Source organism: Pantoea sp. BL1, from assembly GCF_000963985.1.
GTDB lineage: Bacteria > Pseudomonadota > Gammaproteobacteria > Enterobacterales > Enterobacteriaceae > Pantoea > Pantoea rwandensis_B.
The window spans coordinates 27,687-54,128 of the sequence record NZ_JZRH01000043.1; the positions used below are offsets into that span (position 1 = coordinate 27,687).

The 26,442-nt window shown below is 55.6% G+C and carries 19 protein-coding genes; 11 read left to right on the plus strand and 8 right to left on the minus strand.

What is annotated here, in order from left to right:
- Positions 1–132: 132 nt before the first annotated feature.
- The 4 genes from VH86_RS18615 to VH86_RS18630 form a co-directional block, all read right to left on the minus strand.
- Positions 133–1,179, minus strand: a complete 1,047-nt coding sequence (locus VH86_RS18615; RefSeq protein WP_045814085.1) for an AI-2E family transporter — start codon at positions 1,177–1,179, stop codon at positions 133–135.
- 179 nt (positions 1,180–1,358) lie between these two features.
- Positions 1,359–3,014, minus strand: coding sequence for an iron ABC transporter permease (locus tag VH86_RS18620; RefSeq protein ID WP_197080229.1), 1,656 nt, complete (start codon positions 3,012–3,014; stop codon positions 1,359–1,361).
- On the minus strand, positions 3,015–3,986 hold the full coding sequence (locus VH86_RS18625) for an ABC transporter substrate-binding protein (RefSeq protein WP_197079561.1): 972 nt from the start codon (positions 3,984–3,986) through the stop codon (positions 3,015–3,017).
- Entirely contained in the window at positions 3,964–4,674 is a 711-nt protein-coding gene (locus tag VH86_RS18630) for an ABC transporter ATP-binding protein (protein WP_045814084.1), read from the minus strand. Before VH86_RS18630 ends, VH86_RS18625 begins: the two co-directional genes overlap by 23 nt.
- A 228-nt stretch (positions 4,675–4,902) precedes the next feature.
- Between VH86_RS18630 and VH86_RS18635 the strand changes: the two genes are divergently transcribed.
- Positions 4,903–6,126, plus strand: coding sequence for an MFS transporter (locus tag VH86_RS18635; protein ID WP_045833764.1), 1,224 nt, complete (start codon positions 4,903–4,905; stop codon positions 6,124–6,126).
- A gap of 424 nt (positions 6,127–6,550) precedes the next feature.
- Here VH86_RS18635 and VH86_RS18640 read toward each other — a convergent pair whose 3' ends face one another.
- Entirely contained in the window at positions 6,551–7,366 is an 816-nt protein-coding gene (locus VH86_RS18640; protein WP_045833765.1) for a TIM barrel protein, read from the minus strand.
- A 413-nt stretch (positions 7,367–7,779) separates the two neighbouring features.
- On the opposite strand from VH86_RS18640, the gene VH86_RS18645 reads away from it, so the two are divergent.
- Both VH86_RS18645 and iolB read left to right on the plus strand, forming a co-directional pair.
- Positions 7,780–9,285, plus strand: coding sequence for a CoA-acylating methylmalonate-semialdehyde dehydrogenase (locus tag VH86_RS18645; protein ID WP_045833766.1), 1,506 nt, complete (start codon positions 7,780–7,782; stop codon positions 9,283–9,285).
- Positions 9,286–9,310: 25 nt separating this feature from the next.
- Positions 9,311–10,129: a 5-deoxy-glucuronate isomerase gene (gene iolB / locus VH86_RS18650; RefSeq protein ID WP_038644251.1), complete on the plus strand. Its 819-nt coding sequence runs from the start codon at positions 9,311–9,313 to the stop codon at positions 10,127–10,129.
- A 159-nt stretch (positions 10,130–10,288) separates the two neighbouring features.
- Here the strand turns inward: iolB and VH86_RS18655 are convergent, their stop codons facing one another.
- Both VH86_RS18655 and iolC read right to left on the minus strand, forming a co-directional pair.
- A complete protein-coding gene (locus VH86_RS18655) occupies positions 10,289–11,134 on the minus strand; it encodes a MurR/RpiR family transcriptional regulator (protein ID WP_045833767.1) in 846 nt (281 codons plus the stop codon).
- Positions 11,135–11,341: 207 nt separating this feature from the next.
- On the minus strand, positions 11,342–13,255 hold the full coding sequence (iolC, locus tag VH86_RS18660; RefSeq protein WP_045833768.1) for a 5-dehydro-2-deoxygluconokinase: 1,914 nt from the start codon (positions 13,253–13,255) through the stop codon (positions 11,342–11,344).
- Between the two features lie 547 nt (positions 13,256–13,802).
- Here iolC and iolD point away from each other — a divergent pair.
- The 3 genes from iolD (at position 13,803) to iolE (ending at position 17,843) form a co-directional block, all read left to right on the plus strand.
- Positions 13,803–15,737, plus strand: a complete 1,935-nt coding sequence (gene iolD / locus VH86_RS18665) for a 3D-(3,5/4)-trihydroxycyclohexane-1,2-dione acylhydrolase (decyclizing) (RefSeq protein WP_045833769.1) — start codon at positions 13,803–13,805, stop codon at positions 15,735–15,737.
- 149 nt (positions 15,738–15,886) lie between these two features.
- A complete protein-coding gene (locus VH86_RS18670) occupies positions 15,887–16,900 on the plus strand; it encodes a Gfo/Idh/MocA family protein (protein ID WP_045833770.1) in 1,014 nt (337 codons plus the stop codon).
- 46 nt (positions 16,901–16,946) lie between these two features.
- Complete coding sequence (iolE, locus tag VH86_RS18675; protein ID WP_045814078.1) at positions 16,947–17,843, plus strand: myo-inosose-2 dehydratase; 897 nt, start codon at positions 16,947–16,949, stop codon at positions 17,841–17,843.
- Positions 17,844–17,987: 144 nt separating this feature from the next.
- Here iolE and glpD read toward each other — a convergent pair whose 3' ends face one another.
- Positions 17,988–19,496 (minus strand): glycerol-3-phosphate dehydrogenase, encoded by a 1,509-nt coding sequence (glpD, locus tag VH86_RS18680; RefSeq protein WP_045833771.1) that lies wholly within the window; start codon positions 19,494–19,496, stop codon positions 17,988–17,990.
- 228 nt (positions 19,497–19,724) lie between these two features.
- Between glpD and glpE the strand changes: the two genes are divergently transcribed.
- The 5 genes from glpE to malQ all read left to right on the plus strand — a co-directional run bounded on the left by glpE (position 19,725) and on the right by malQ (position 26,437).
- Positions 19,725–20,051, plus strand: a complete 327-nt coding sequence (gene glpE, locus VH86_RS18685) for a thiosulfate sulfurtransferase GlpE (RefSeq protein WP_045833772.1) — start codon at positions 19,725–19,727, stop codon at positions 20,049–20,051.
- A gap of 32 nt (positions 20,052–20,083) precedes the next feature.
- Entirely contained in the window at positions 20,084–20,908 is an 825-nt protein-coding gene (gene glpG / locus VH86_RS18690) for a rhomboid family intramembrane serine protease GlpG (RefSeq protein WP_038644257.1), read from the plus strand.
- Positions 20,909–20,949: 41 nt separating this feature from the next.
- A complete protein-coding gene (locus VH86_RS18695) occupies positions 20,950–21,708 on the plus strand; it encodes a DeoR/GlpR family transcriptional regulator (RefSeq protein WP_034819687.1) in 759 nt (252 codons plus the stop codon).
- Positions 21,709–21,895: 187 nt separating this feature from the next.
- Positions 21,896–24,301 (plus strand): maltodextrin phosphorylase, encoded by a 2,406-nt coding sequence (gene malP, locus VH86_RS18700; protein WP_045833773.1) that lies wholly within the window; start codon positions 21,896–21,898, stop codon positions 24,299–24,301.
- Positions 24,302–24,391: 90 nt separating this feature from the next.
- Positions 24,392–26,437 carry a 4-alpha-glucanotransferase gene (gene malQ / locus VH86_RS18705; RefSeq protein ID WP_045833774.1) on the plus strand — a complete coding sequence of 682 codons (2,046 nt, stop codon included), beginning with the start codon at positions 24,392–24,394 and terminating at the stop codon, positions 26,435–26,437.
- Positions 26,438–26,442: the final 5 nt, after the last annotated feature.

Consider the following 26,442-nt stretch of genomic DNA (forward strand, 5'->3'; position numbering starts at 1 on the left):
TCATTTAAGAAACTCAAGGGATGTTACGCAGTTACCGCGCTTATATCCCCGCCCGATTGGGCGAGGTCTTACGCGCAAATTGATAAACACCAATCTGGCGAGATGTATCGTGCCAGATTGGTTATGTGCGCATTAACGCGGACGCGATCCCGGTCGCCCAGTGCCTAACAGAATCGCCAGTCGGCTGCCGCCCGGCGTGGTCTCCATCAATATTTTGGTGACGCTGGTAAGCGGCACTGACAGCAGCATGCCCACCGGTCCCAGCAGCCAGCCCCAGAAAATCAGCGACAGAAACACCACTAGCGTGGAAAGCCCTAAGCCGCGCCCCATCAACCTGGGCTCCAGCATATTGCCAAACACCATATGAATCGCGCTGAACAGTGCCACCACAAACAACGCATCGTAAGTTCCGTTCAATACCAGTGCCTGAATAAATGGCGGGATGCCGGCGATGATCGGCCCGATGTTGGGTACAAAGTTAAGGATAAAGGCCACGACGCCCCAGAACAGCGCAAACTTCACGCCGATAAGTTCGAGCACCAGCCATACGGCGATACCGGTAATCAGGCTGACCAGGGTTTTCAGCGCCAGGTAGTGGGTCACGCCTTTGAAGGCGCGGTGTAACCCCGCGATGCGGATTTGCGGATTCACCATAGCGTTACGCATTTTGTAAGGCAGATGACGCACTTCAAACAGCATAAACACCACGGTGAGGATCAGCAGCAGCACGTTGGTCATGGCACCGGAAAACTGTTTCAGCAGCGTGGTGGCCATATCCATCATCACATTCGGGTCGAGCCGGGCGGCTAAGGCTTCCGTGGAGATATTGATATGAAAGCGAGCGGCAAAGTGCTGCACCACGCCGAGCTTTTGTTCCAGCATGCTACGGATTTGCGGGTAGGTATCGCTGAAGTCGCTGGCCGAACTGGCCATCACGCCCACCAGCAACAGAATGACGATAAATATCACGCTGATCACCGCTGTGATGGCCAGACCGCGCGGCACGCCGCGACGCATCAGCAGGGTGACCAGCGGATTCAGCACAATCGCCAGAAAGCTGGCGAGCAGGAAGGGCACCAGAATCTCTGACGCGGCGCGAATGCCCGCCAAAATGATCACCAGCATCGCCATTTTGACCAGCATGTTCTGGCCAATTTTTTCCTGGGGCAGGTTGTTCATTTACTCTCCTGAGTCATCAATGGCTCAGGAGAGTGTAGTTGAATGAGAGTAAGTGATTGTTTATTTAGGAATAAGCGAAACGCGTGAGTGCGTTTTTCGGTAAAGACGCTGTGTAACGCGCAATAAATTGCGCCGCTACTGGCATGTGCAGCTGAGTTGTAGCGGCGCGATTCATCGAGCTATTTATTCCCCTGGCGCTGCATCAGCATGGTGGCACCCAGCATCAGGGTGAGGCTGGCAAGCAGTGTCACGGTGGCCATCGCCATCCCTTGTCCCACGGAACCTTGCTCGAACTGACGCCAGATAAAAATCGCCACGGTTTGCGTCCCGGCGGGTGCCAGCAGTAGCGATGTCACCAGTTCGCGCGATGCCACGGCAAACACCATCATCATCGCAGCCAGCAGACTCGGTGCGACCAGCGGCAGGACGATCAGGCGCAGCGCCTGTAAGCGTGATGCGCCGTGCACGCGCGCCGCTGGTTCCAGCGTGGGGGCCAGCTGACGCAGCGCACTGCTGACATAGCGTACCGGCCACGGCAGTAGCAGGCAGCTGTAGGAAAGCAGCAGAATAAACATCGTGTTGTAAGGTGAAACCGGCCAGAAGCCGCGGTTCCACAGCAGAATCAACCCAACACCGACCACCACACCCGGCATGGCGGCAGGCAGCAGCGCCAGGCCATCCATCATCGCCAGCAGGCGCGTTTTCCCTTCTGATACGCGCCAGGCAATCAGGAAACCGAGCAGCCCAGTAAGCAGTGCCGCGCCCAGCGCCAGCCCAATGCTGGTGGAGAAGGCCGCTAATGCATCCCCTTGCTGACTGAACAGCGCGCCGAAATGGCGCAGCGTCAGGTTATTCACATGCAGGCCGCCGGAAAGGGTATTCAGTAATCCACTCAGCGTCATTGCGCCCAGCGGCAGTACCACGGCGAGTAAAACGGTGAGGACAAACGGCAGCAACATCAGCGGCAGCCAGCGCCCGCCCTCGGCAAGCTCTTGCACCACCGGTTTGCCGTTCACTGCCGTCACATCGCTGCTGCCGGTCAGTTTACGTTGCAGGAACCAGGCGGTGAGCGCCACCAGACTCAGCATCAACGAGAGGGATGCCGCGCCCGGTAAGTCGATTGGCCAGTCCGCCAGTTTGGTTTCGATACCGACCGTCATCAGCGTCAGATGCGCCTGAGTGCCGAGCGCCGCAGGCACGCCGTACTCTTCGATCGCCAGCGTGAATGCCAGCAGCACGCCACCGGCTAACGCCGGCAGCGTCAGCGGCAATGTGATCTGGGCAAAAGCGCGCCAGGCTGATGCGCCGTGGACGCGAGCCACCCAGGCGAGGCGCTGACCGCTCGCCATCAGCGAACGCGACACCGCAAAATAGACCACCGGGAAAATATTCAGCGTCATCACCAGCGTCATGCCGGTGCTGCTGAACAGCAGGCTATCAAAGTTGATGCCGATGAGTTGCTCAAAATAGCCGTTGCGTTGCAGCGCCAGCGTCCATGACAGCGCCACGATATAGGGCGGCGTGAGGAAGGGGATCAGGAATAACAGATCCCACATTGCCGCACCCGGCAGGCGGAATAGGCCGCGCAGCGCGCCGAGCGGTAAGCCCAGCAGCAAACTGCACAGCGCCACGCCGCCGCCGATCTTCAGCGTGCCCAGCCACATCGGAACCAGTTGGGGATCTTCAAACAGCGCCGGTAACGCGCTGAAAGCCCCACTCCAGTTCCCCTCGCCAGGCTGTGGAAACAGTGCCTGTAGCACGATAAACAGCAGCGGCAGTGCCACCAGCAGCGTCAGCGCCAGTAGAATCAATCCATTCAGGGCACGCGACATCATTTACTGCCCGAACAGGGCGCCAAAGCGCTTCAGCACTGCCGAACGCTCGCTGCTGCCATCGCTATTGGCGGGCAGCAATTTGATCTCGGTGAACAGCGGACGCTGTGCTTTGATATCGGTACGTGCAGGCATCAACCAGGCCTTCGCGACCTGCTCCTGGCCTTCATCCGACAGCACATAATCGACGAACTTCTTCGCATCATCGGCATGTTGGCTGCTTTTCAGAATCATCATCGGACGCGGTGCTACCACGGTGCCGTTCTCCGGGAAGATCACTTTGACGCTTTCACCCTGCGCGATGTTGTTATAGGTGACGTAATCCACCGCACCAAACACCGCCGCTTTCGCCCCTTGCAGCACGGGTGTAACGGCCTGGGCATTCGGGCCGCTCATCACCATGCCATTGGCTTTTAACTGATCAAACAACTGCCAGGCTTTCTCGCCTTCGCTGTTTTGCAGGCCAATCAACAGATCGAGTGAAGCACCGGACAGAGCGGGATCCGGCGTGGTGACTTTATCTTTAAACGCGGGCGCCGTCAGATCCTGCCAGGTTTTTGGCTCTGGCGTGCCGCTTTTGGTGTTCCACACAATGCCGAGTGCAGAAATACCCTGCGCGACATAGTTTGCTGTTTTGAACTGCTCTGGCACTTTCGCCGCATTGGCGCTTTCATACGGCAGCAGCCAGCCACGATGTTGCAGATCTTCGGCGGTATCCCATGAGGCAGAGATCAGCACATCGGCTTGCGGATTAGCCTGTTCAGCTTCCAGGCGCGCCATGACTTTGCCGGTCGTGGCCTGGAAGATATTCACTTTAATACCGGTTTGCTTTTCGAATCCGGTGGCAAGACTTTTTGATAGCGAACCCGGACCGGCGGTATAAACCGTCAGCGCCTGGGCATCGTTGATCATCATAGCGGAAGTCAAAATCATCGCGCTGATGGCTCCTGTTTTAACTGACTTGAGAGATGGCATTGCGGTCCCCTGAGAGGTGAGTAACGGAAACAATCTGGCCCTGTGCCAGGTGAATAATGCGGTCGGCGAGTGTGTTGGCTTCCTCGCGGTCATGCGTGACATAAACAGCGGTAATGCCCGCACTGCGCAGCAGATCGGCCATGGTATGCACCAGGGTTTCGCGCAGATCGCGGTCAAGATTGGAGAGCGGTTCGTCGAACAACAAAATCGCGGGTTTGGCAACCAAAGCACGGGCGAGGGCGACGCGCTGCTGCTGTCCGCCAGAGAGCAACGCCGGTTTGCGATCGCCAAAATCAGCCAGGCCAACCTGCGCCAGCGCTGCATCGGCTTGTTCACGCGCCGCCGCTTTTTTCACACCGCGCATGCGCAACGGGAAAGCGACGTTTTGCGCCACCGTCATGTGCGGCCACAAGGCGTAATCCTGGAAAACCATGCCGAGGTTGCGCATTTCCGGCGCATCACAATGACGTGCAGAGGCAGCGCAGCGATCGCCAATCCATAGCTCACCCGCCGTGGGTTGCAGCAAACCCGCCAGCAGTTTCAGCAGCGTGCTTTTGCCACAGCCGCTCGGGCCGAGCAGCGCAAGGATTTCGCCTGCGGGAATCGTCAGGGAGAGATCGTGCAGAATCGTCAGATTGTTCACCGACCATCTGAGATTTTTCAGTTCGATAGGCACGGCATGCGTCACTGGCTACCTCCCGTGAAGGAGTAGCACTGCGGCACGCGCGCCTGACAGCAAATCAGGAGCAGCATCAGATTGTTTATCCTCTTTGGGATTTGTTGGGCGCGAGTGTAAGTGGGCGATATGACGAAATGATGACCATAAATTAGGGCGATCACCGGATGCAGTCGGCAGGAAAAGGCGTATAGTTAGCCTTCTATACAAATATTTAGTCACCCACGAGCGCAATCACTCATGCCTGACCAGCCTGCCGCAGCCCCTGAACACGGCCCACTTCGCCTGAATCTTCTGATCCTCTCCATTGTGAAGTTCAACTTCGCCAGCTATCTCACGATTGGCCTGCCGTTGGCGGTGCTGCCGGGCTTTGTCCATGACGGATTAGGCTACAGCGCCTTTTGGGCGGGATTGGTGATCAGCCTGCAGTACATCGCCACGCTGCTGAGCCGTCCACATGCCGGGCGCTATGCTGATATGTGGGGGCCGAAGAAGGTCGTGGTGCTGGGGCTGGTGGGTTGTCTGATTAGCGGCATCTGTATCCTGCTTTCAGCACTGACGGAAGGGCAGGGCGTCCTCAGCCTGATTTTGCTGTGTCTGGGGCGCGTGATATTGGGCGTGGGGCAAAGCTTCTCTGGCACCGGCACTTCACTGTGGGGCGTGGCGCGCGTTGGGTCGCTGCATATTGGTCGGGTGATTTCCTGGAACGGTATTGTCACCTACGGCGCGATGGCGATTGGTGCACCGCTGGGTGTGGTGATTTTCCGCAGCGGCGGTTTACTGCTGCTTTCCAGCATCATCATTGCCATCTGCGTGCTGGCGATTGCGCTGGCACTGCCGCGTGCGCCAGTGAAAGGCAGCAAAGCCAAACCGCTGCCGTTTCGCGATGTGCTGGGCAAAATCTACGGTTTTGGCCTAATCCTGGCGATGGGGTCAGCAGGGTTTGGCGTCATCGCCACCTTTATCACCCTGTTCTATCAGGATAAAGGCTGGGATGGTGCCGCCTTTGCCCTAACGATGTTCAGTGCCGCCTTTGTCGGTACGCGCCTGCTGTTCCCCAACGCTATCAATAAACTCGGTGGCCTGCGCGTCGCCAGCATCTGTTTTGCCGTCGAAGCGGTTGGACTGTTTCTGGTGGCGGGTTCATTCGATCCCTGGATGGCGAAAATGGGGGCGTTTCTAACCGGTGCAGGTTTCTCGCTGGTGTTCCCGGCGATTGGCGTGGTGGCGGTGAAGGTGGTACCGCAGCAGAATCAGGGCAGCGCGCTAGCGACCTACACGGCGTTTATGGATCTGTCATTGGGCATCACCGGCCCGATTGCGGGGTTTATCATGAGTTACGCCGGAGTCTCGCTGGTGTATCTGCTGACTGCGCTGCTGGTATGTCTGGCGCTGTTCTGCACGTTACGCATGATGAAGCGCATGCCCGCAGAGGCGAACGTAGAAATCAAAGAAAATGCCTGACTCTCAATAGATAAGGCATCCTCAAATTATTCATGTCAATCACTCAGGCGCCCTCGAAACAGGATGTTAAATCGCTCAGGCATCTTTTAAATCGTTAATGTCAGAGCAAGGCGGCAAGTTTGTAAGTCCCCAGGAGCTTACGTCCGTCAGTAATTAGGGTGAGAGCAAACGTTGTTAAATCGCTCAGGCATCCTCTAAATAGTTTACGTCAGAGCAAGGCGGCAAGTTTGTAAGTCCTCAGGAGCTTACGTCCGTAAGTGACTGGGGCGCACAAACGCGGCCAACGCAGCTATGACGTAAAATATGACGAGGATGGAAAAAAGGGCCTCCGACCGAGGCCTAACACTAACAAAGTGTGTCTTGTTATGGACACAGATAAGGGTAGGGGAAACGGCGACCACACACCCTCGGCCGCCGTTATAAATCAGGCTTGCAGTAACTCAATACTCTGGCGAATTTCGCGTTCAATCTCTTTCGCGCCCCACATCTCCAGCTCCGAGGAGAATGGCTCAAATGCGTAAATGCCCTTATAACCAAGCATCTCCAGACGCTTCACCTGCGCCACGCTGTTCAGCACATCGCGGTCGCTCAGCATAATGCGCTCTTCATCCGTCAGTTCCACCGTTGGGCGGGTATCTTCCACGCCTGAGAGATGCACTAAACCAATCTGGTTCACCTCAATCTCCTGCGGGAACTCCTGCTCGGCGTTCTCGTACAGGTGATGATGGAAGGTATCCAGCAACAATTTAAACGGCACGCCCGCCTGCTTAATCAGCTTTTGCGTCTGCACCGCAGAGCGCAGTGAACTCACCGGGAAGCCCAGCGGCTCAACCAGCCCCTGAATACCGTATTCAGCGAAGCGCGGTGCCAGGATCTGCAACGCCTCCAGCGTTTTCTCTGGTGCGATGGCAATACCCTCGTTCAATGGGCACATCACCAGCGCTTTGGCTCCAATGGCTTTTGCTTCTTGCAACATCGCTTCGGCTTTGCTCAACAGCGCGTCATCAGGGCGGTTAAACGGATAGAGCGCGTTAATGGTCTCGATCTCGATGTGATACTTATCCGCCAGCGATCGCAGCTGCGACGCGCTCAGACCATCGGTGACCTTGCCGCCCGGCATATCGTTACGCAGTTCCACTTTGCTCAAACCCAGTCGCTGAACTAACTGGAAAAAAGCTTCTAGTGAGAGCGCAGGCGCAATTTTACGGTTGATACAGAAACGGGTTGGATCGATGGCCATGTGTGGCTCCTGTAATAGGATACGGATCAGATGCTGCAAAGAAAACATTTATTTCATTGTTAGTGAATTATGAAATATCAGATATTGGATCTTCCTCGCAAAAATTTCATATTTCGTTTCGCGCAACAGCATAGCGACGTGACTTAAGTAGAAAATGTGTGGTCACAGTGGGTTAGGGTTGCGCCGGGGCAACAGGGGAAGAACGCCCGTAGTGAGGGCTTTGCGCCTGCCTGACGGCCAGAGCGGGAAAAATGCGATCCATGCCGCTAAAAGGAAATTTTCCAAAAAGAAGTATTTGAAAAATTTATTTCATTGTAATAGCTTCATAGCACGCTTTTCGTATTGCCTGGTCAGGTGGTGTTGCAGTGATAACCGACTGCCTGCAGGGAATTTCACATCAAAGAGGCAACGACATGACTATCGTAGGAAACTTTATCGGCGGCAAGATTACCCACAGCGCCAGCAATGAAACCATCCCGGTATACGATCCAGCCACCGGCAAAGTCGCGCGTGAACTGACGCAGAGCACCGCTGCTGAAGTGGAAAAAGCGATCGAAATCGCCCATGCCGCGTTCCCTGAATGGTCGAAAACTGCGCCGCTGCGTCGTGCCCGTGTGATGTTCAACTTCAAAGCACTGATGGAAAAACACCGTGACGAGCTGGCTGCGCTGATTGTGTCTGAGCACGGCAAAGTGTGGTCGGATGCGTTAGGTGAGCTGACGCGCGGTATCGAAGTGATCGAGTTTGCCTGCGGAATCCCGCATCTGATCAAAGGTGAAAACTCACCAAGCGTCGGCACCGGCGTGGATAGCTACTCGCTGATGCAGCCGGTTGGCGTGGTCGCGGGTATTACGCCTTTCAACTTCCCGGCGATGGTGCCACTGTGGATGTTCCCTATCGCACTGGCGTGCGGTAACACCTTCATCCTGAAGCCACCGGCGCTGGATCCATCAGCCTCTGTGCGTATGGCTGAACTGCTGAAAGAAGCAGGACTGCCGGATGGCGTGTTCAACGTGGTGCACTCGTCTAACGAAGATGCTGAGCAGCTGTACAAAGATCCGCGTATTGCGGCAGTGAGCTTCGTCGGCTCTTCCGGCGTGGCCGAGCATATCTACAAAACCGCCAGCGCCTACGGTAAACGTGTGCAGGCGTTTGGTGCGGCAAAAAACCACGCTATCGTGATGCCTGATGCCGATCTGGATGCCACTGTGAATGCCATCATGGGCGGCGCCTTTGGTTCTGCCGGTGAGCGTTGCATGGCGCTGCCTGTGGTTGTCGCAGTGGGCAATGATACTGCTGACAAACTGATTGCGCGTCTGACTCCGCTGATCAAAGCGTTGCGCATCGGCCCCGGTATCCAGAAAGGTGCTGAAGAGAACGAAATGGGCCCGGTGGTTTCTGCCGCACATCAGAAGAAAGTATTGGGCTACATCGACAAAGGTGAAGCCGAGGGCGCAAAACTGGTGGTAGATGGTCGTGGCGTGAAAGTCGCAGGCCATGAAGAGGGTTATTACGTGGGCGGCACCCTGTTTGATAACGTTACCCCGGACATGGTGATCTGGCGCGAAGAGATCTTCGGACCGGTATTGAGCATCATGCGTTCTACCGATTTCGACAGCGCGCTGAAGCTGGTAAACAGCCATGAATTCGGCAACGGCAGCGCCATCTTCACCAGCAACGGTCACACCGCGCGTGAGTTCGTGCAGAACGTGGAAGCGGGCATGGTAGGCGTTAACGTTCCCGTGCCGGTGCCAATGGCGTTCCACAGCTTCGGCGGCTGGAAGCGCTCAGTGTTCGGTGCCCTGAACGTGCACGGTCCAGACGGCGTGCGTTTCTACACCCGCATGAAAACCGCCACCGTACGTTGGCCGAGCGGTCAGCAGACTGTTTCAGAGTTCAGCATGCCGACGCTGGGCTAATCTCGCTCTAACAAGGAGATCGATGATGTCTTTGATTTCGAAAGCACAGCAGCCAGACAGCAACGGCCGTATTCAGCACGTCACGCCGGAAAGTGCGGGCTGGGAGTATGTCGGTTTTGATGCTTATCTGTTGAAGAAGGGCCAAAGCCTGAAACTCAGCAGCGGCGATAAAGAGCTGTGCCTGGTGCTGGTGGCGGGTTTTGCCTCAGTGAAAACCCGCAACGCGGAGTTTCCCAACCTCGGCAAACGCCTGTCACCGTTCGAGCGTATTCCACCGTACTCGGTGTATGTGCCGCACGATGATGAAGTAGAAGTCTACGCCGACAGCGATCTGGAACTGGCGGTGTGTAATGCGCCGAGTAAAGGCAACCTGCCTGCACGCCTGATTGCCCCGGAAGATGTGGGTGTGGAGCAGCGTGGTAAAGGGCGCAATCAGCGTCTGGTGCACAACATTTTGCCGGACAACAAAGAGGCCGACAGCCTGCTGGTGGTGGAAGTGTATACCGACGAGGGCGCGACCAGTTCGTACCCGAGCCATAAACATGACCAGAAAACCAGCCCGGATGAGACCTATCTGGAAGAGACCTATTATCACCGTTTCGATCCAGAGCCTGGTTTCGCGATGCAGCGCGTGTATACCGACGACCGTTCACTCGACGAGTGCATGGCGCCGTATAACCGCGATGTGGTGACCGTCCCGCGTGGCTACCATCCGGTGGCCACCATTGCGGGTTACGATAACTACTATCTGAACGTGATGGCCGGTCCGGTGCGTTTGTGGAAGTTTACCTGGGAAAAAGATCACGCCTGGGTGAACAGTGATAAGTACCCGCGCAGCAAATAAAGTCGCAGGTCGTCCTAATGGCGACCCTATCGGCTAGCGATACGCTTGTCGTTGGGTGTGCAGTGATGCGCACCTGCCAGAACATCGCAAGATATGAATGACACATGTAAAAAGGGCAGCCCAATGGCTGCCCTTTGTGATGTGCAACGCTCGGCGAAGTTATTCGCCGGTGTTGGTATTATTCAACGCTAATGAAACCGCCAGCGTCTGCGCCAGACAGAGTGAGGCGACCTGCGAACGGAAGCCATCAACCTGCGCTTCGCGCACCACAAAACATACATCGCTGAAGGCGGCCAGCGGACTCACCTGGCTGTCGGTGATGGCAATCAGATGTGCGCCGCGTTTGGCACCCAACTCAACCAGCTCAACCGCTTCACGCGCATACGGCGAGTAGCTGATGGCAATCACCACATCTTTGGGATTCACCATGCTCAACTGCTCGGTAAACATGCCGCCGAGACCGTCGATCAGAAACGCACGACGCTCCAGATGGCGCAGCGCATACACCAGATAAGACGCAACGCTGAATGAGCGACGCAGGCCAATGATGTAGATATTCTCGGCTTCATCCAGCATTTTCACCGCTTTGTTCAGCTGGTCCGGATTAACCTGCATGGCTAGCTGCTGCAATGCCTGGCTGTTCACCATGGTGAAGACGTTGAGAATCTCAACCGGGCTCTCAGGAGAACTGGCGCTGTCATCCGTTGCGGTCTGGCGGAACAGACGGGCGCGCTCTGTGTAGTTCACCGTTTCTTCCATCAGATGTTGACGGAAAACCTGTTTCATTTCGTTGAAACCGCTGAAGCCAAATGCGTTGGCAAAGCGAATCAGCGTGGAGGGCGGCACATCGGCCTGTTGCGCGATGGAAGCGACGGTATCGAAAGCAATGCTGTTGCTGTTATCAAGTATATAACGAGCCACCTGCTTCAGGCGTTTACTCAGCGTCTCATAGCGACGACGGATATCGTCCTGTAACAAGGTTAATTGGGTTGGATTATTGGTCATGACTTCGGCCCGTCAAAAATGAAAATATGGCTGGATAATGAGCGCTATAGTACCAGATGGATGGAAAATTTCATTTGTTTGACGCTATCGTGACGCTTATTTCATCGGTTTATGAAATGCCTCACAAAAAGAAGTGATTAGCGAGAAGGCAAAAGCCAATAAAAAAAGCGGCTCTTGCGAGCCGCTTTTAACTGTGATTAAACCCTGTCAGCCACGTGCCGCGCGCCAGTAGCCAATCAGTCGCAGATAGTTGCCTTTCACCGTTTCAATCAGCGCTTTATCATCCAGTTCACCGTTGAGCCATTGGCGTGAAGGTTGGCCGAAGATGGTGCGTCCGACGGCAAAGCCTTTCACCCACGGCGCTTGCGCCGCCGCCGAGAAACCGGCTTTCAGCGTCTCTTCCGGTGCATCGAGGCCGAGCAGCAGAATGCCGCGGCAGTGGGGATCGTTCTGTTCGATCAACCCGCTGATGGCCTGCCAGCTCTCCGCCGACAGCGGTGGCAGTTTCCACCAGTCCGGCTGAATGCCCAGGCTGTAGAAGTGACTCAGCATGTCGTAATAGTACGCTTCATTACGGTCCGGATTGCTCTCCGGCAGAATCAGTTCCAGCAGCAGCTCATGCCCGCTCTTGTTACAACCGTTCCACACATCGAGTACCAGTTCATCCTGCTCTTTACGCAGCTCGGCGCTGTCGTGCGGATGGTAGAACACCAGGCATTTCACCACGTGCTCTGCCGGCCAGTCGACCAGTTGCGAACCGATGTTACCGTGCTCCAGACGCAGGGGACGCGAGCTTGGCAGTTCGATAGGTCGGCCAATCCACCAGTTTTTGCCGGTAATGGCGTTCAGCGCTTTCTGGCCGTAGGTGGTATCCGCCAGAATCCCACTCTTCTCATTTAAGCCTGCTTCGTTGGCCGCTTCCTGTGCCGCCTGCAGCAGCAGCAGTTTCAACTGCGGGATCTTATTTTCACTGACGCCCGCTTCACGTGCCATATCTGCCAACTGCTTACGGTGGTCAAAGGCGAACACGTTGAGTTCTGGCCACTGCTGTTTACGCGTGGTGACGCGGTGCAGATGGTTGAGGCGCGCATCCAGATCCGGACGTTTCACATCTTTATCGCGACCAAGGAAATCGTCCAGCTCTTCTTTGGTTGGCATCGCCGGCGCGCAACCGTGGCGTGAGACCACCAGCGCACCACAGGCGTTGGCGTAGCGGCAAGCCTGTTCCCAGCTTTCATCATTCAGCCAGCCGCGCAGCAGGCCAGACATAAAGGCATCGCCTGCACCCAGCACGTTCAGGACTTCAACGCGTACGCCGGTTTGCAATTTGGTCTGTTCCCAGCTGTCCGGGATATCACCTTCAAACACCACGCAACCCAAGGGGCCACGTTTACACACCAGCGTGGCTTTACTTGCCTGGCGCACATTTTTCAGTGCTGTTAGCGTATCCGTGCTGCCGCCGGCAATATGGAACTCTTCTTCCGTTCCTACCACCAAATCGAAATAGTGCAGCACTTCCTGCAGCTGTTTCGTGACTTCACCGGATTCAACGAAACGCGTTTCGCCATCGCCCAGTGACGTCAGGCCCCACAGCACCGGACGATAATCGATATCCAGTGCGGTGCGCAGACCATTTCGCTTGGCGATATCCAACGCTTTCAGTACTGCAGCGCGGGTTTGCGGATGTGAAAGATGCGTACCGGTGACCGCGACAGCGCGAGAAGAGGTGATGAATTCCTCTTTAATGTCATCCGGCACCAGGCCCATATCGGCACAATTGTCGCGGTAGAAGATCAGCGGGAAGGTATCTTCATCTTTAATACCGAGGATCACCAGGCCGGTCAGGCGGTTTTTATCGGTGATCAGCCCATCGGTGTTACAACCTACGCGCTGCAATTCTTCTCGCAGAAAGCGGCCGTTATGTTCATCCCCTACGCGTGCCAGCATGGCTGATTTCAAGCCCTGAATGGCTGTTCCATAGGCCACGTTACCGGAAGAACCGCCCAGATATTTATTAAAGCTGGTCATATCTTCCAGACGTGATCCGATTTGCTGACCGTAGAGGTCGACGGCGATGCGTCCGATACAAATCACATCAAGCCGCTTCTGTTGTGTACTCATACCTGTGGTTTCCTTCTGTGATAAGCAGACACTGGGGCGAAAACGCCCAACATCAAGCGCTATGCTTCCGGGTTCTCAAGGTGCCTGATTGGCTATGGTCGCAGTATGAGGAATAAAAATTCCAAATACAATATGAAATGAAACATCCATCGCGATTTTGTGACCGAGGTAAAACTCTGCACAATGCGCTATCACGGCACGCTGTTTAGCATCAGTTTCACTGATGCTCTGGCTTGTGAGCCAGGTCGCAGGAAAATGGCTGTGAATAAAGGAAGCTACTGAAGTGAAATGAAATTTCGCTATCTTGTTAAAATGCTATTTTGTCATTCCACTTTTATCCCTGCAACGGCCTCCGCTGGCAACGTTTCATCGCTGAATTTGATCTCCATCGCAAAATGAAATGTTTCTTCTGTAATTACGTTTAATGAAAAAAATATTTGTTTATAATCGCCACACGTTTCACTTATCCGCGGGTGCCGTAACGGCAGCGAAAACCCGAACCGCGTTGTACCTCACGTCAGGTACCAGCATGTAAAGGAAGAAGCATATGGGCACAATCAGACTTACCACGGCACAGGCGCTGGTGACATTTCTTGATAACCAGTATCTGAACGTTGACGGCGTTGAAACCAAATTTGTGAAAGGCATTTTTGCCATTTTCGGCCACGGTAACGTGCTGGGACTGGGGCAAGCGCTGGAGCAGGACAGCGGCGATCTGGTGGTGCATCAGGGTCGTAATGAACAGGGCATGGCGCATGCGGCGATTGGTTTCGCCAAGCAGTCACTGCGTCGTCAGATTATTGCCTGTACCTCTTCAGTGGGACCGGGCGCGGCGAACATGATCACCGCCGCTGCCACGGCGACCGCGAACCGCATTCCTTTATTGCTGCTGCCGGGTGATGTGTTCGCGACGCGTCAGCCCGATCCCGTTTTGCAGCAGATCGAGCAGAGCCACGATCTCAGCATCAGCACCAACGATGCCTTCCGCGCGGTGAGCAAATACTGGGACCGCGTTAGCCGTCCTGAACAGCTGATGACTGCCTGTATTAATGCCTTGCGTGTGCTGACCGACCCGGCGGAGACCGGTGCCGTGACCATCGCGCTGCCGCAAGACGTGCAGGGTGAGGCCTGGGACTTCCCGGAATATTTCTTCCAGAAACGAGTGCACCGTCTGGATCGCCGTCTACCGACCGCTGCCCAGTTGGAAGATGCTCTGTCGCTGATTGCGCGTAAACACAAGCCGCTGATTATCGTGGGTGGCGGTCTGAAATATTCCGATGCCGGTGCCGCGCTGCTGAAATTCGCGGAACGCTTTAACATCCCGTTTGCCGAAACGCAGGCCGGTAAAGGCACCATTGTTTCTGATCATCCACTGAATGTGGGTGGCGTCGGCGAAACCGGCTGCCTGGCGGCTAACCTGTTGGCGAAAGAAGCCGACCTGGTGATCGGGATCGGCACGCGCTACACCGATTTCACCACCGCTTCGAAATGGATTTTCCAGAATCCTGAAGTGAGCTACCTCAACATCAACGTCAGTAATTTCGACAGCTACAAGCTTGATGCGGTGCAGCTGTTAGCGGATGCGCGTGAAGGGTTGACCGCACTGGAAAGCGGACTGAAAGGCTTTGAGAACCACTGGGGCGGTCAGGTTGAGCAGGCACAAAGCAAGCTGCTGAAAGAGACGCAGCGTGTGTATGCCGCCACTTATAACACCGACGATTTTATTCCCGAAATCGCCGATCACATTGACCGTGAAGCGCTGTTTACTGAGTTTGAGCGCCTGACGCAGTCAGTGCTGACGCAGAGCAGCGTGCTGGGCACCTTAAACGAGCAGCTCCCAAAGGATGCAGTGATTGTCGCGGCAGCGGGCAGTCTGCCGGGCGACCTGCAACGTATGTGGCGCACCAAAGATTACAACTCGTACCACGTTGAATATGGCTATTCCTGCATGGGCTACGAAGTCAATGCCGCGTTGGGCGTGAAGCTGGCGCAGCCGCAGCGTGAAGTTTACGTGATGGTTGGCGATGGCTCGTTCATGATGCTGCACTCCGAGCTGGTCACCTCGATTCAGGAAGGCGCGAAAATCAACGTGGTGCTGCTGGATAACATGACCAACGGCTGTATTAACAACCTGCAGATGGAACACGGCATGGACAGCTTCACCACCGAGTTCCGTTTCCGCAACCCGGAAGGCGGCAAGCTGGATGGCGGCTTTATTCCGGTCGATTTCGCGGCGATTGCGGGCGGTTACGGCTGTAAAACTTATCGCATCACCACGCTGGAACAGTTGGAAGCTGCACTGATTGACGCGCAGAAACAGACCGTTTCAGTGCTGTTCGACATCAAAGTGCTGCCAAAAACCATGATTCACAAATATTTCAGCTGGTGGCACGTTGGTGTGGCTCAGACTTCAACGTCTGAACGCACGCAGGAAGTCGCTGACAAGCTTAACGTGCATATCGAACAAGCACGTAAGTACTAACACCCTTTTGAGGCCGGCGTTCGCCGGCCTTGTTTAACCCTATGTACCCCAAATAATTCGAGAGTCAGGAAGACGGCCAACGAGAGCAGCCAACGCACCTGCATCTTGAAATATGAAGGGCATACTTATCCGACTCTACAGGTGTAATTATGACGCTCAAACTCGGTGTAATTGGTACCGGTGCAATTGGTCAGGATCACAGTCGTCGCTGCAACAATGTGTTGCAGGGCGCGAAAGTGGTGGCGGTTTCAGATATCAACGTGGAAGGGGCCCGTGCGGCGCTGCAGCGTCTGAATATCGAAGCTGAGGTGTATCAGGATGGTCATCAGGTGATTCACTCGCCGGAGGTGGATGCCATTCTGGTGACATCATGGGATCCGACCCACGAAGAATTCACCCTCGCCGCCATTGCTGCTGGCAAGCCGGTGTTCTGCGAGAAGCCGCTGGCGATGAGCGCCGAAGGCTGCCGCCGCATCGTTGATGCCGAAATTAAACACGGTAAACGCCTGGTGCAGGTGGGCTTTATGCGTCCGTACGATTCAGGCTATCGCGCGTTGAAGAAAGTGATCACTGACGGTGAAATCGGCGAGCCGCTGATGCTGCACTGTGCGCACCGCAACCAGAGCGTGGGCGAAAATTACACCACCGATATGGCGATCACCAACACCCTGATTCACGAGCTGGACGTGCTGCGCTGGTTGACCGAAGACGATTATAAATCGGTGCAGGTGGTGTTCCCGCGTTCCACCTCGAAGAGCCACGCCAAATTGAAAGATCCGCAAATCGTGCTGTTCGAAACCCAGAAGGGCATTCGTATTGATGTCGAGATCTTCGTGAACTGCGCATACGGCTACGACATTCAGTGTGAAGTGGTGGGCGAAGAGGGCATTGCCAAACTGCCTGAGCCTTCCTCTATTCAGATGCGTAAAAACGCGCGTCTCGGCAATGCGCTGCTTACTGACTGGAAAGACCGTTTCATTGAAGCCTATGACGTTGAACTCCAGGCCTTCATCAATGACGCCACGGCGGGCAAGTTGACCGGTCCTTCCGCCTGGGATGGGTTTGCCGCTTCCGTTGCGGCGGATGCGTGCCATAAAGCCCAGAACAGCGGCGCTATTGAGCCGGTGACCATGCCAGCGCGTCCAGACTTTTACGCTAAATAACTGAATCCGTGCGCTAACACTTCTCTCTCAGAATCAGGGAATTGAAATGAACAAAGACAATGTAAAACTGGCGATTGCGCCAATCGGCTGGACCAACGATGACATGCCAGAGCTGGGCAGCGAAAATACCTTCCAGCAGACCGTCAGTGAAATGGCGCTGGCAGGTTTCACCGGCAGTGAAGTCGGCAGTAAATACCCGAAAGATCCCGCAGTGTTGAAGCCGATGTTGGATATTCGTGGTATCCAAATCTGCAATGCCTGGTTCAGCACTTTCTTCGCCAACGGTGACAAGGCGAAAACCATCGACGAGTTCACCCATCACATGAACTTCCTGCACGCCATGGGAGCGCGCGTGATTGGCTGCTCTGAACAAAGCAAAAGTATTCAGGGCACCACGCTGGCGGTGCTGGAGCAGAAACCGATCTTCACGGATGAAGAGTGGCGTCTGACGGCGGAAGGCTACAACGAGTTGGCTGAAATCGCGGCGAAGAAGGGTATGCGCGTGACACTGCACCATCACATGGGGACCGGCATTCAGACCCCAGCGGAAATCGATCGCTTTATGGAATCGACCAATCAGAATGTCGGCCTGCTGTATGACACTGGCCACATCTACTACTCCGAAGGCTCACAGCAGGCGATGCTGGATGTGCTGACCCAATATCTGCCACGTATTTTCCACGTCCACCTGAAAGATGTGCGTGACAGCGTGGTGGCTGAAGTGCGTGAAAAATCACTGTCGTTCCTTGATGGCGTGAAGAAAGGCACCTTCACCGTGCCGGGCGACGGCGTGATTGATTTCAAACCGGTGTTCAAAATCCTCGACGATTACGGCTACAAAGGCTGGATGGTGGTAGAAGCGGAGCAGGATCCGGCGCTGGCCAATCCGTTCGAATATGCGGTGAAAGCACGTAAATATATTCGCGAGAATACCGGGTTATAAGTTCAATGATACGCAATGAATTGCGCCGCTGCGGATTGTGCACTTTCGTGGTAGCGGTGCGATTCATCGCGCTGTTTTGACTTCAGACACCATAAAAAAGGCCGTTACCCCTTTCAGGATAACGGCCTTTTTATTTGGCCTGGATTACGAAGCCAGCGACAGCGCCGGTTTCTGACCGTTGACCGCCAGCCACTCGCGAATGCGCGCCTGCTCGGCTTCTGTCAGCCACATACCTTGTTTGGTACGACGCCAGATCGCATCATCCAGTTCGCGCACCCACTCATTTTTCACCAGGTAGCGCAATTCAGCTTCATAAAACTCGTGGCCGAAGTTCTCGCCCAGATCCGCCAGACTGCTTGCGCCAGCCAGCAGTTCTTCGGTGCGGCTGCCGTAGGTACGGGCAAAGTGGCGCGCCATGCCTTCGCTGATAAACGGATAGCGACGACGTAAGCCCGCGGAGTAATCTTCACGGGTGCCAGAGAAATCACCGCCTGGCAATACTGCTGATTTAGTCCAGGCTGGGCCGGCGTTGGGATAGTACTTCGCCAGTTTCTCCAGTGCGTGCTCTGCCAGCTTACGATAGGTGGTCAGCTTACCGCCAAACACGGACAGCAGCGGCGCCTGGCCGTTGTCATCGTGCACATCCAGCGTGTAATCACGGGTGATGGCCTGCGGAGAATCCGATTCGTCATCACACAGCGGACGCACACCAGAATAAGTCCAGACGATGTCATCTTTGCTCAGCTGCTGTTTGAAGTGTCCGTTAAACACTTTCAGCAGATAGCTGATTTCGTTGTCATCGATCTTCACGTCTTTCGGATCGCCTTTGTACTCCACATCTGTCGTACCGATGATAGAGAACTCGTCCATCCACGGAATCACAAACACGATACGGTTATCTTCGTTCTGCAGGATATAAGCCTGCTTTTCACGATGTACGCGCGGCACCACAATGTGGCTGCCTTTGATCAGGCGAATGCCATAAGGTGATTTTAGTTTCAGACCATCGTCGAACAGTTGCTTCACCCATGGGCCAGCGGCGTTGACCAGGCCTTTAGCGCGCCAGGTGAAAATTTTGCCGGTATCGATATCTTCCGCTTCCACCATCCAGAGACCACCTTCGCGCCATGCACGGTTAACGCGGGTGCGGGTGCGCACTTCGCCACCCTGTTTCACCACTTCCTGCGCGTTAAGTACCACCATGCGCGCATCGTCCACCCAGCAGTCGGAATATTCGAATCCGCGCGTGATCTCAGGCTTAAGGGCCGATTCCGCGCCAAAACGCAGGCCTTTACTGCCCGGTAAGGTGGTGCGTTTACCCAGGCGGTCGTACATAAACAGGCCAAGGCGAATCATCCACGCCGGACGCAGATGCGGGCGATGTGGCAAGCGGAAGCGCATTGGGAAGGCAATGTGCGGTGCCATTTTCAGCAGCACTTCACGTTCGGCCAGCGCTTCGCCCACCAGACGGAATTCGTAATGTTCCAGGTAGCGCAGGCCACCGTGGATTAATTTAGAGCTGTTGGAGGAGGTTGCACAGGCCAAATCCCGCGCCTCCAGCATCAGCACTGACAGTCCGCGTCCTGCAGCGTCCACTGCAATGCCGGCTCCGTTAATGCCGCCGCCGATCACGATCAGGTCTTTGGTTTCCACGTCATCTCCTCCGATGTTCGGAATAGTTCTAAAATGTTCGTTTTCGAGCGTAATAATAATCGGAAACCAACATTGATGCCAGCGCTTAACTCAATAAAAACATTTTTGCGTGATATAGCTAACATTCCTGCAGGAAAAAAAATCCATAGCCATAACTTTTGTCAGGTTATCGCGACGGATTCTCAGGTTAAACTAGGCGCTAATTGTGACGACCTTATGAGAGACACCATGGAAAACTTCGAATGTATTTCGGTTCAGCAGGCTAACGAGCACCTGGCACAAGGCGCACAGCTGGTGGACATTCGCGACCCACAAAGCTTTGCCATGGGCCACGCGACAGGCTCGTTGCATCTGTCGAATGACAATCTGGCGGACTTTATCGCGCAGGCGAATCATGCGTTGCCGGTGCTGGTGATGTGCTATCACGGCAACAGCAGCAAAGGGGCGGCGCAGTTTTTGTTAGGGCAGGGATTCAGTGCAGCGTATAGCATCGATGGCGGTTTTGACGCCTGGCGTGCCGTGTTCCCCGCGCAGGTGGCCACTGGCGGCGTCTGAGACGATCACATAAAGGAAGGAGAACCCGCACGATGCGCATTACTCAGTTCAACAACCCGCGTATGGCGCAGGCGTTTGTGGATTACATGGCAACGCGCGGCGTCACGCTGCGTATTGAGCGCGAAAGCCACTATGTCATTATGCTGGATGATGAAGCCAGGCTGGAGATGGTTGAAAACGAACTTGCCCAGTTCGTACGCGACCCTAATCATCCACGCTATCAGGCCGCCAGCTGGCATACAGGCAGTACCGAAAGTGGCTTGCGCTATGAACGCAGCAACATCTGGGCGAATATTCGTGAACGCGCAGGCCCGCTCACCATGACGATCATGATTGCCTGCGTGGCGGTGTTCATCATGATGCAGATTGTCGGTGATGATGTGGCGCTGGATTGGCTGGCGTGGCCTGCTGACTCCTCGCAGTATTTCCAGGTGTGGCGCTGGTTTAGCCATGCGTTGTTGCACTTCTCACTGCTGCACATCCTGTTCAATCTGATGTGGTGGTGGTATCTCGGTGGCGCAGTGGAGAAGCGCATTGGCAGTGGCAAGCTGTTTGTGATTATGCTCATTTCCGCGCTGTTAAGCGGCTGGATGCAGGCTAAATTCAGCGGTGTACTGTTCGGCGGACTATCGGGCGTGGTGTATGCGCTGATGGGTTATTGCTGGCTGCGTGGCGAGCGCGATCCCGAAAGTGGTATTTATCTGGAGCGCGGTCTGATGGGCTTCGCTATTGTATGGCTGATTATTGGCTGGTACGGCGCTTTTGGGCTGTCGATTGCTAACGCTGCACATGTCACCGGCTTGCTGGTCGGCCTGGCAATGGCGTTTGTCGATACGCGCAATGTGGCACGTCGGTAGCAGGTATAAAAAGAAAACGGCTCTGAGCCGAGGAGAGAGATGTGAAGCAGACGCAACGTCATGACGCCATTATCGATTTGGTGCGACGCCAGGGATATGTCAGTACGGAAGAGCTGGTGGATCACTTTGAGGTGAGCCCGCAAACCATTCGGCGTGACCTGAACGATCTGGCCGATCAGAATAAAATCCAGCGTCATCACGGCGGCGCGGCGCTGCCTTCCAGCTCTGAAAACACCGCATGGCAGGATCGTAAAATGATGTGGTCGGCGGAGAAAGCGCGCATTGCCGAGCGTGTGGCGAGCCAGATCCCCGATGGTGCCACGCTGTTTATCGATATCGGCACCACGCCTGAAGCGGTGGCGCATGCGTTGCTGAACCATAACAATCTGCGTGTGGTGACCAACAACCTCAACGTGGCAATTTTGCTGATGGCGAAACCGGACTTCCGCGTGATCATCGCCGGCGGTGAAGTGCGTACGCGCGATGGTGGCATCATGGGCGAAGCGACGCTGGATTTCATCTCCCAGTTCCGCCTCGACTACGGCATTCTCGGCATCAGCGGTATTGATATGGATGGCTCACTGCTGGAGTTCGATTACCACGAAGTACGCACCAAACGCGCGATAATCGAAAACTCACGCTGCGTGATGTTGGTGGTGGACCATTCTAAGTTTGGCCGTAATGCGATGGTGAACCTGGGGAATATGAGCCTGATTGACTACATGTATACCGATCAGACGCCGCCCGCCAGCGTGCTGAAGGTGATTGAGCAACACGAAGTCCATCTCGAACTCTGCTAATCCATCCTGCCGGGGCGGCCTCTGTGCCGCCCGCAGGGTCGCATCAGGTTGAGCGCCACGCTTAAATCCACTTTTTTTCCCTTCATCCGCATTTCTCTGTCGCTTTTTTCTTCGCCCCCGGCTTTACTTATCCTTTCTGGTTTTGCGCTCGCCCATCTTTACCGTTAACGGACTCGAAGGGATTGATATGTCGCAGCAAAAATTTAATAAGACACGTTTCGACGCCGCACTTACCCGCCAATGGCAGCACCTTGGACTCACCTCCGCCCAGCAAATGACACCGCATCAGTGGTGGCAGGCATTAAGCCGTGTGCTGACGGAGATGCTCGCCACACAGCCGCCCGCCACACCGCGCGCAGGCCAACGCCATGTGAACTATCTGTCGATGGAGTTTCTTATCGGCCGCCTGACTGGCAACAACTTGCTGAATCTCGGTTGGTACGACGAGGTGAAGGAAGCGCTGGCGGCGCATCAGGTAGAACTCAGTGAGTTGCTGGAGGAAGAGGTGGATCCGGCGCTTGGCAACGGTGGATTGGGGCGCCTGGCCGCGTGCTACATGGACTCCATGGCCACTGTCGGGCAGGCCGCGATGGGACATGGCCTTAATTATCAGTACGGTTTGTTTCGCCAGACCTTTGACGATGGCCAGCAAAAAGAGGCGCCGGACGACTGGCAGCGCAACAGTTATCCGTGGTTTCGCCATAACGCCGCGCAGGATGTGCAGGTTGGCATCGGCGGCAAAGTGAAGAAAAACAGCGATGGCTCGCTGCAGTGGCGACCTAAATTTCATCTTAAGGGTGAAGCCTGGGATTTGCCGGTGGTCGGCTACCGCAATGGCGTGACGCTGCCGTTACGTTTGTGGCAAGCCACCAGCGTGCATCCGTTCGATCTCACCCTGTTCAATGATGGCAAGTTCCTGCAGGCCGAACAGCCCGGGATTGATGCTGACAAACTCACCAAGGTGCTGTATCCCAACGATAATCACGCTGAAGGGAAGCGCCTGCGCCTGATGCAGCAATATTTCCAGTGCGCCTGCGCGGTAGGCGATATTTTGCGTCGTCATCATCTCGCTGGGCGCTCGATTCACACCTTGCCCGATTTTGAAGTCATCCAGCTCAACGATACCCATCCCACCATCGCCATCCCGGAAATGCTGCGTATTCTGCTGGATGAGCATCAATTGAGCTGGGATGAAGCCTGGCACATCACCAGTCGTGTATTCGCCTATACCAATCACACGCTGATGCCAGAAGCACTGGAGCGTTGGGATGAACAGCTGGTGCGCGATCTGCTGCCGCGCCATATGCTGATCATTCGCGAAATTAATCAGCGGCTGAAAAAAATCGTCAAGAAGCAGTGGCCTGGTGACAGCGCGACCTGGCAAAAGCTGGCGGTGGTGGCCGACGGGCAGGTGCGTATGGCGAACCTGTGTGTGGTGAGCTGTTTCGCCGTGAATGGCGTGGCTGCGCTGCACTCTGAGCTGGTGGTGAAGGATCTGTTCCCGGAGTATCACCAACTGTGGCCGACCAAATTCCATAATGTCACCAACGGCATCACACCGCGCCGCTGGTTGAAGCAGTGCAATCCGCTGCTGTCGAACCTGATTGATGAGACGTTGCAGGTGGAGTGGGCCAACGATCTGGATGCGCTGGAGTGGCTGGCGCCCTATGCGCGTAAGAAAGCTTTCCGTCAGCAGTTCCGTACCATCAAGCAGCAGAACAAGCTGCGCCTGACCGTATACATCAAACGCGTGACCGGCATTGATGTGAACCCTGATGCGCTGTTCGATGTGCAGATTAAGCGGCTACACGAGTACAAACGTCAGCACCTCAGCCTGCTGCATATGCTGCACTGCTATCGTCAACTGCGGGACAATCCTGATAACCCCGACTTTGTACCACGCGTGTTTCTGTTTGGTGCGAAAGCCGCGCCAGGCTACTACCTGGCCAAGAACATCATCTACGCCATCAACAAAGTGGCTGAAGTGATTAACAACGATCCCAAAGTTGGCGATCGGTTGAAAGTGGTATTTATTCCGGACTATCGCATTACCGCCGCAGAGCTGATGATTCCGGCAGCCGATCTCTCGGAGCAAATCTCGACCGCCGGTTATGAAGCGTCCGGTACCGGGAATATGAAGCTGGCGCTGAATGGCGCGCTGACCATTGGCACGCTGGATGGCGCAAACGTTGAGATCGCCGAAGCGGTGGGCGAGAAGAACATCTTTATCTTCGGCAATACGGTGGATGAGGTAAAGGCGCTCAAAGCCAACGGCTACAGCCCGAAAAAGCTGCGCAAGCAGAATAAGTATCTGGATGGTTTGCTGAAAGACCTGGAGAAGGGCAAGTTCAGTGCAGGTGACAAGCAGGCATTTGACATGCTGCTCACCAGCCTGACCAAAGGCGGCGATCCCTGGCTGGTACTGGCCGATTTCGAGGCTTATCTCGAGGCGCAGCAGCAGGTTGAAGCCTTGTGGAAAAATCCGGAGGCGTGGGCCAAAGCGGCGATTCTTAACACCGCGCGCACCGGACGTTTCAGCTCTGATCGTTCGATTCGCGATTACCAGCAGCGTATCTGGCAGGCCGCGCGCTGATTTACAGCTCGCCAACAATGGCAACCCGATGTTGTTCGGTACGGTTTTCGTCGGGTGCGCATGGATGCGCACCGCACCCTAGGAGATGCGATGACACTCAGTAAACTGGATAAGGCCGCGCAGGACGCGGGTATTGCGGTAGATTTTACCAACGCGAACGGTGAGCGGGTGCGCATTAGCGACGACACCAAACGTGCACTGCTGGCGGTGATGAATACGCCGGAAGGTAAAGCGCCACCACTGCCGCCGGTGCTGGTTTTTACCCCGCGCCGTCCGCGTCAGTGTTGCCCGCAGGGCAAAGGCGAGTTTAGCTGGCAGTTTGAAACCGAACGCGGCAAAACTTACAGCGGCACGCTACAGGCGGGGGAAGCCTTCGCGTTGCCACCGCGTCTGGCGCAGGGTTATCACCGTTTGACCTTGCGGCAGGGACGCCAGCAATGGCACTCGCGCATTATTATCGCGCCACGTCGCTGCTATTTATCCGAACCGCTAGCGCAAGGCGACAAACGCTGGGGAGCGCTGGTACAGCTTTACACGCTGCGATCCGATCGCAATTGGGGGATCGGTGATTTTGGCGATCTTGCGCAAATGCTGGAGCAGGTTGCCGCTCACGGTGGCGATTTTGTTGGCCTCAACCCGTTACACGCGCTTTATCCTGCGCAGCCTGAACACGCCAGCCCTTATAGCCCCACCTCACGTCGCTGGCTGAATATGTTGTATATCGACATCAATCAGGTCGCGGCATTCGCACAAAGTGATGAAGCACAGCGTTGGTGGAAACGCGCTAAAACGCGCAAGGATGTGCAAGCCGCGCGCGCAACTGACTATGTCGACTATCGTGCGGTGGCGGAGTTGAAAATCACGGCGCTACGTCTGGCCTGGCAGCATTATCAGCCTGAGCAGGCGTTCCTGCAATTTGTCGCGGAGGGCGGCGATCATCTGCGCTATCAGGCGGCGTTTGACGGCATTCTGGCAGAACGCAGCGCTCAGCAGGAGAAGGCGTGGGGATGGGCGTCATGGCCGGAAACCTGGCGCAATGCGCACCAGCCCGAGGTGCAACAGTGGTGCTCGCAGCATGAGGACGAGATTCAATTCTGGTGCTGGTTGCAGTGGCTGGCGCAACAGCAATTTGCCGCCTGCTGGCAGCGCAGCCAGCAACTCGGCATGACGGTGGGGCTTTACCGTGATCTCGCCGTGGGTGTGGCGCAGCACAGTGCAGAAACCTGGCAGGATGCGCAGCTGTATAAGCTGGGCGCTTCTGTGGGTGCGCCGCCGGATCGCCTGGGGCCACTGGGGCAAAACTGGGCGTTGCCGCCGCTTGATCCGCACGAGATGCGCGCGCGCGGCTATCAGCCTTTTATCGATTTGTTGCGCGCCAACATGCGTGATTGCGGCGCGTTGCGTATCGATCACGTGATGGCGTTATTGCGGCTGTGGTGGATTCCGTATGGTGAGACAGCGGATAAAGGCGCCTATGTGTCGTATCCGGTGGACGATTTAATGGCGATTCTGGCGCTGGAAAGTCAGCGCCATCGCTGCATGGTGATCGGCGAGGATCTGGGCATTGTGCCGCCGATCATCGTCCGCATGATGCGCAGCCACGGTATTTTCTCGTGGAAAGTGCTGTTCTTCGAACAGGAGCGCGATGGCCGCTATCGCCAGCCTTCGGCTTATCCTCGCCAGTCGATTGCCAGTGCCAGTACCCATGATTTGCCCACGTTGAGCGGATTCTGGCAGGCGGAAGATTTGGCATTGGGTGAAAAGCTTGGCATGTATCGCGATAGCGTGCTGCACTCCCTGCAACAACAACGCACGGCACAAAAGCAGGCTTTGCTGGATGCCTTACAGCAGGCGGGGGCCATGCCTGCTCGCAGTCGTCAACCTGCGTTGAAACAACCGCTTACGCCGGCGCTGAATGTGGCGATGCACCGTTACCTGGCCCGCACGGAAAGCGCACTACTGGGATTGCAGCCGGAAGATTGGCTCGGCATGACAATGCCGGTAAACGTGCCTGGCACAGTGGATGAGTATCCGAACTGGCGGCGCAAGTTATGTGTCTCGCTGGAAGAGATGTTTGCCGACAAAGCCGTGAAGCAAGTTCTGAAAGCGGTGAATGACGGGCGCAAAGCGAGGTAGAAATC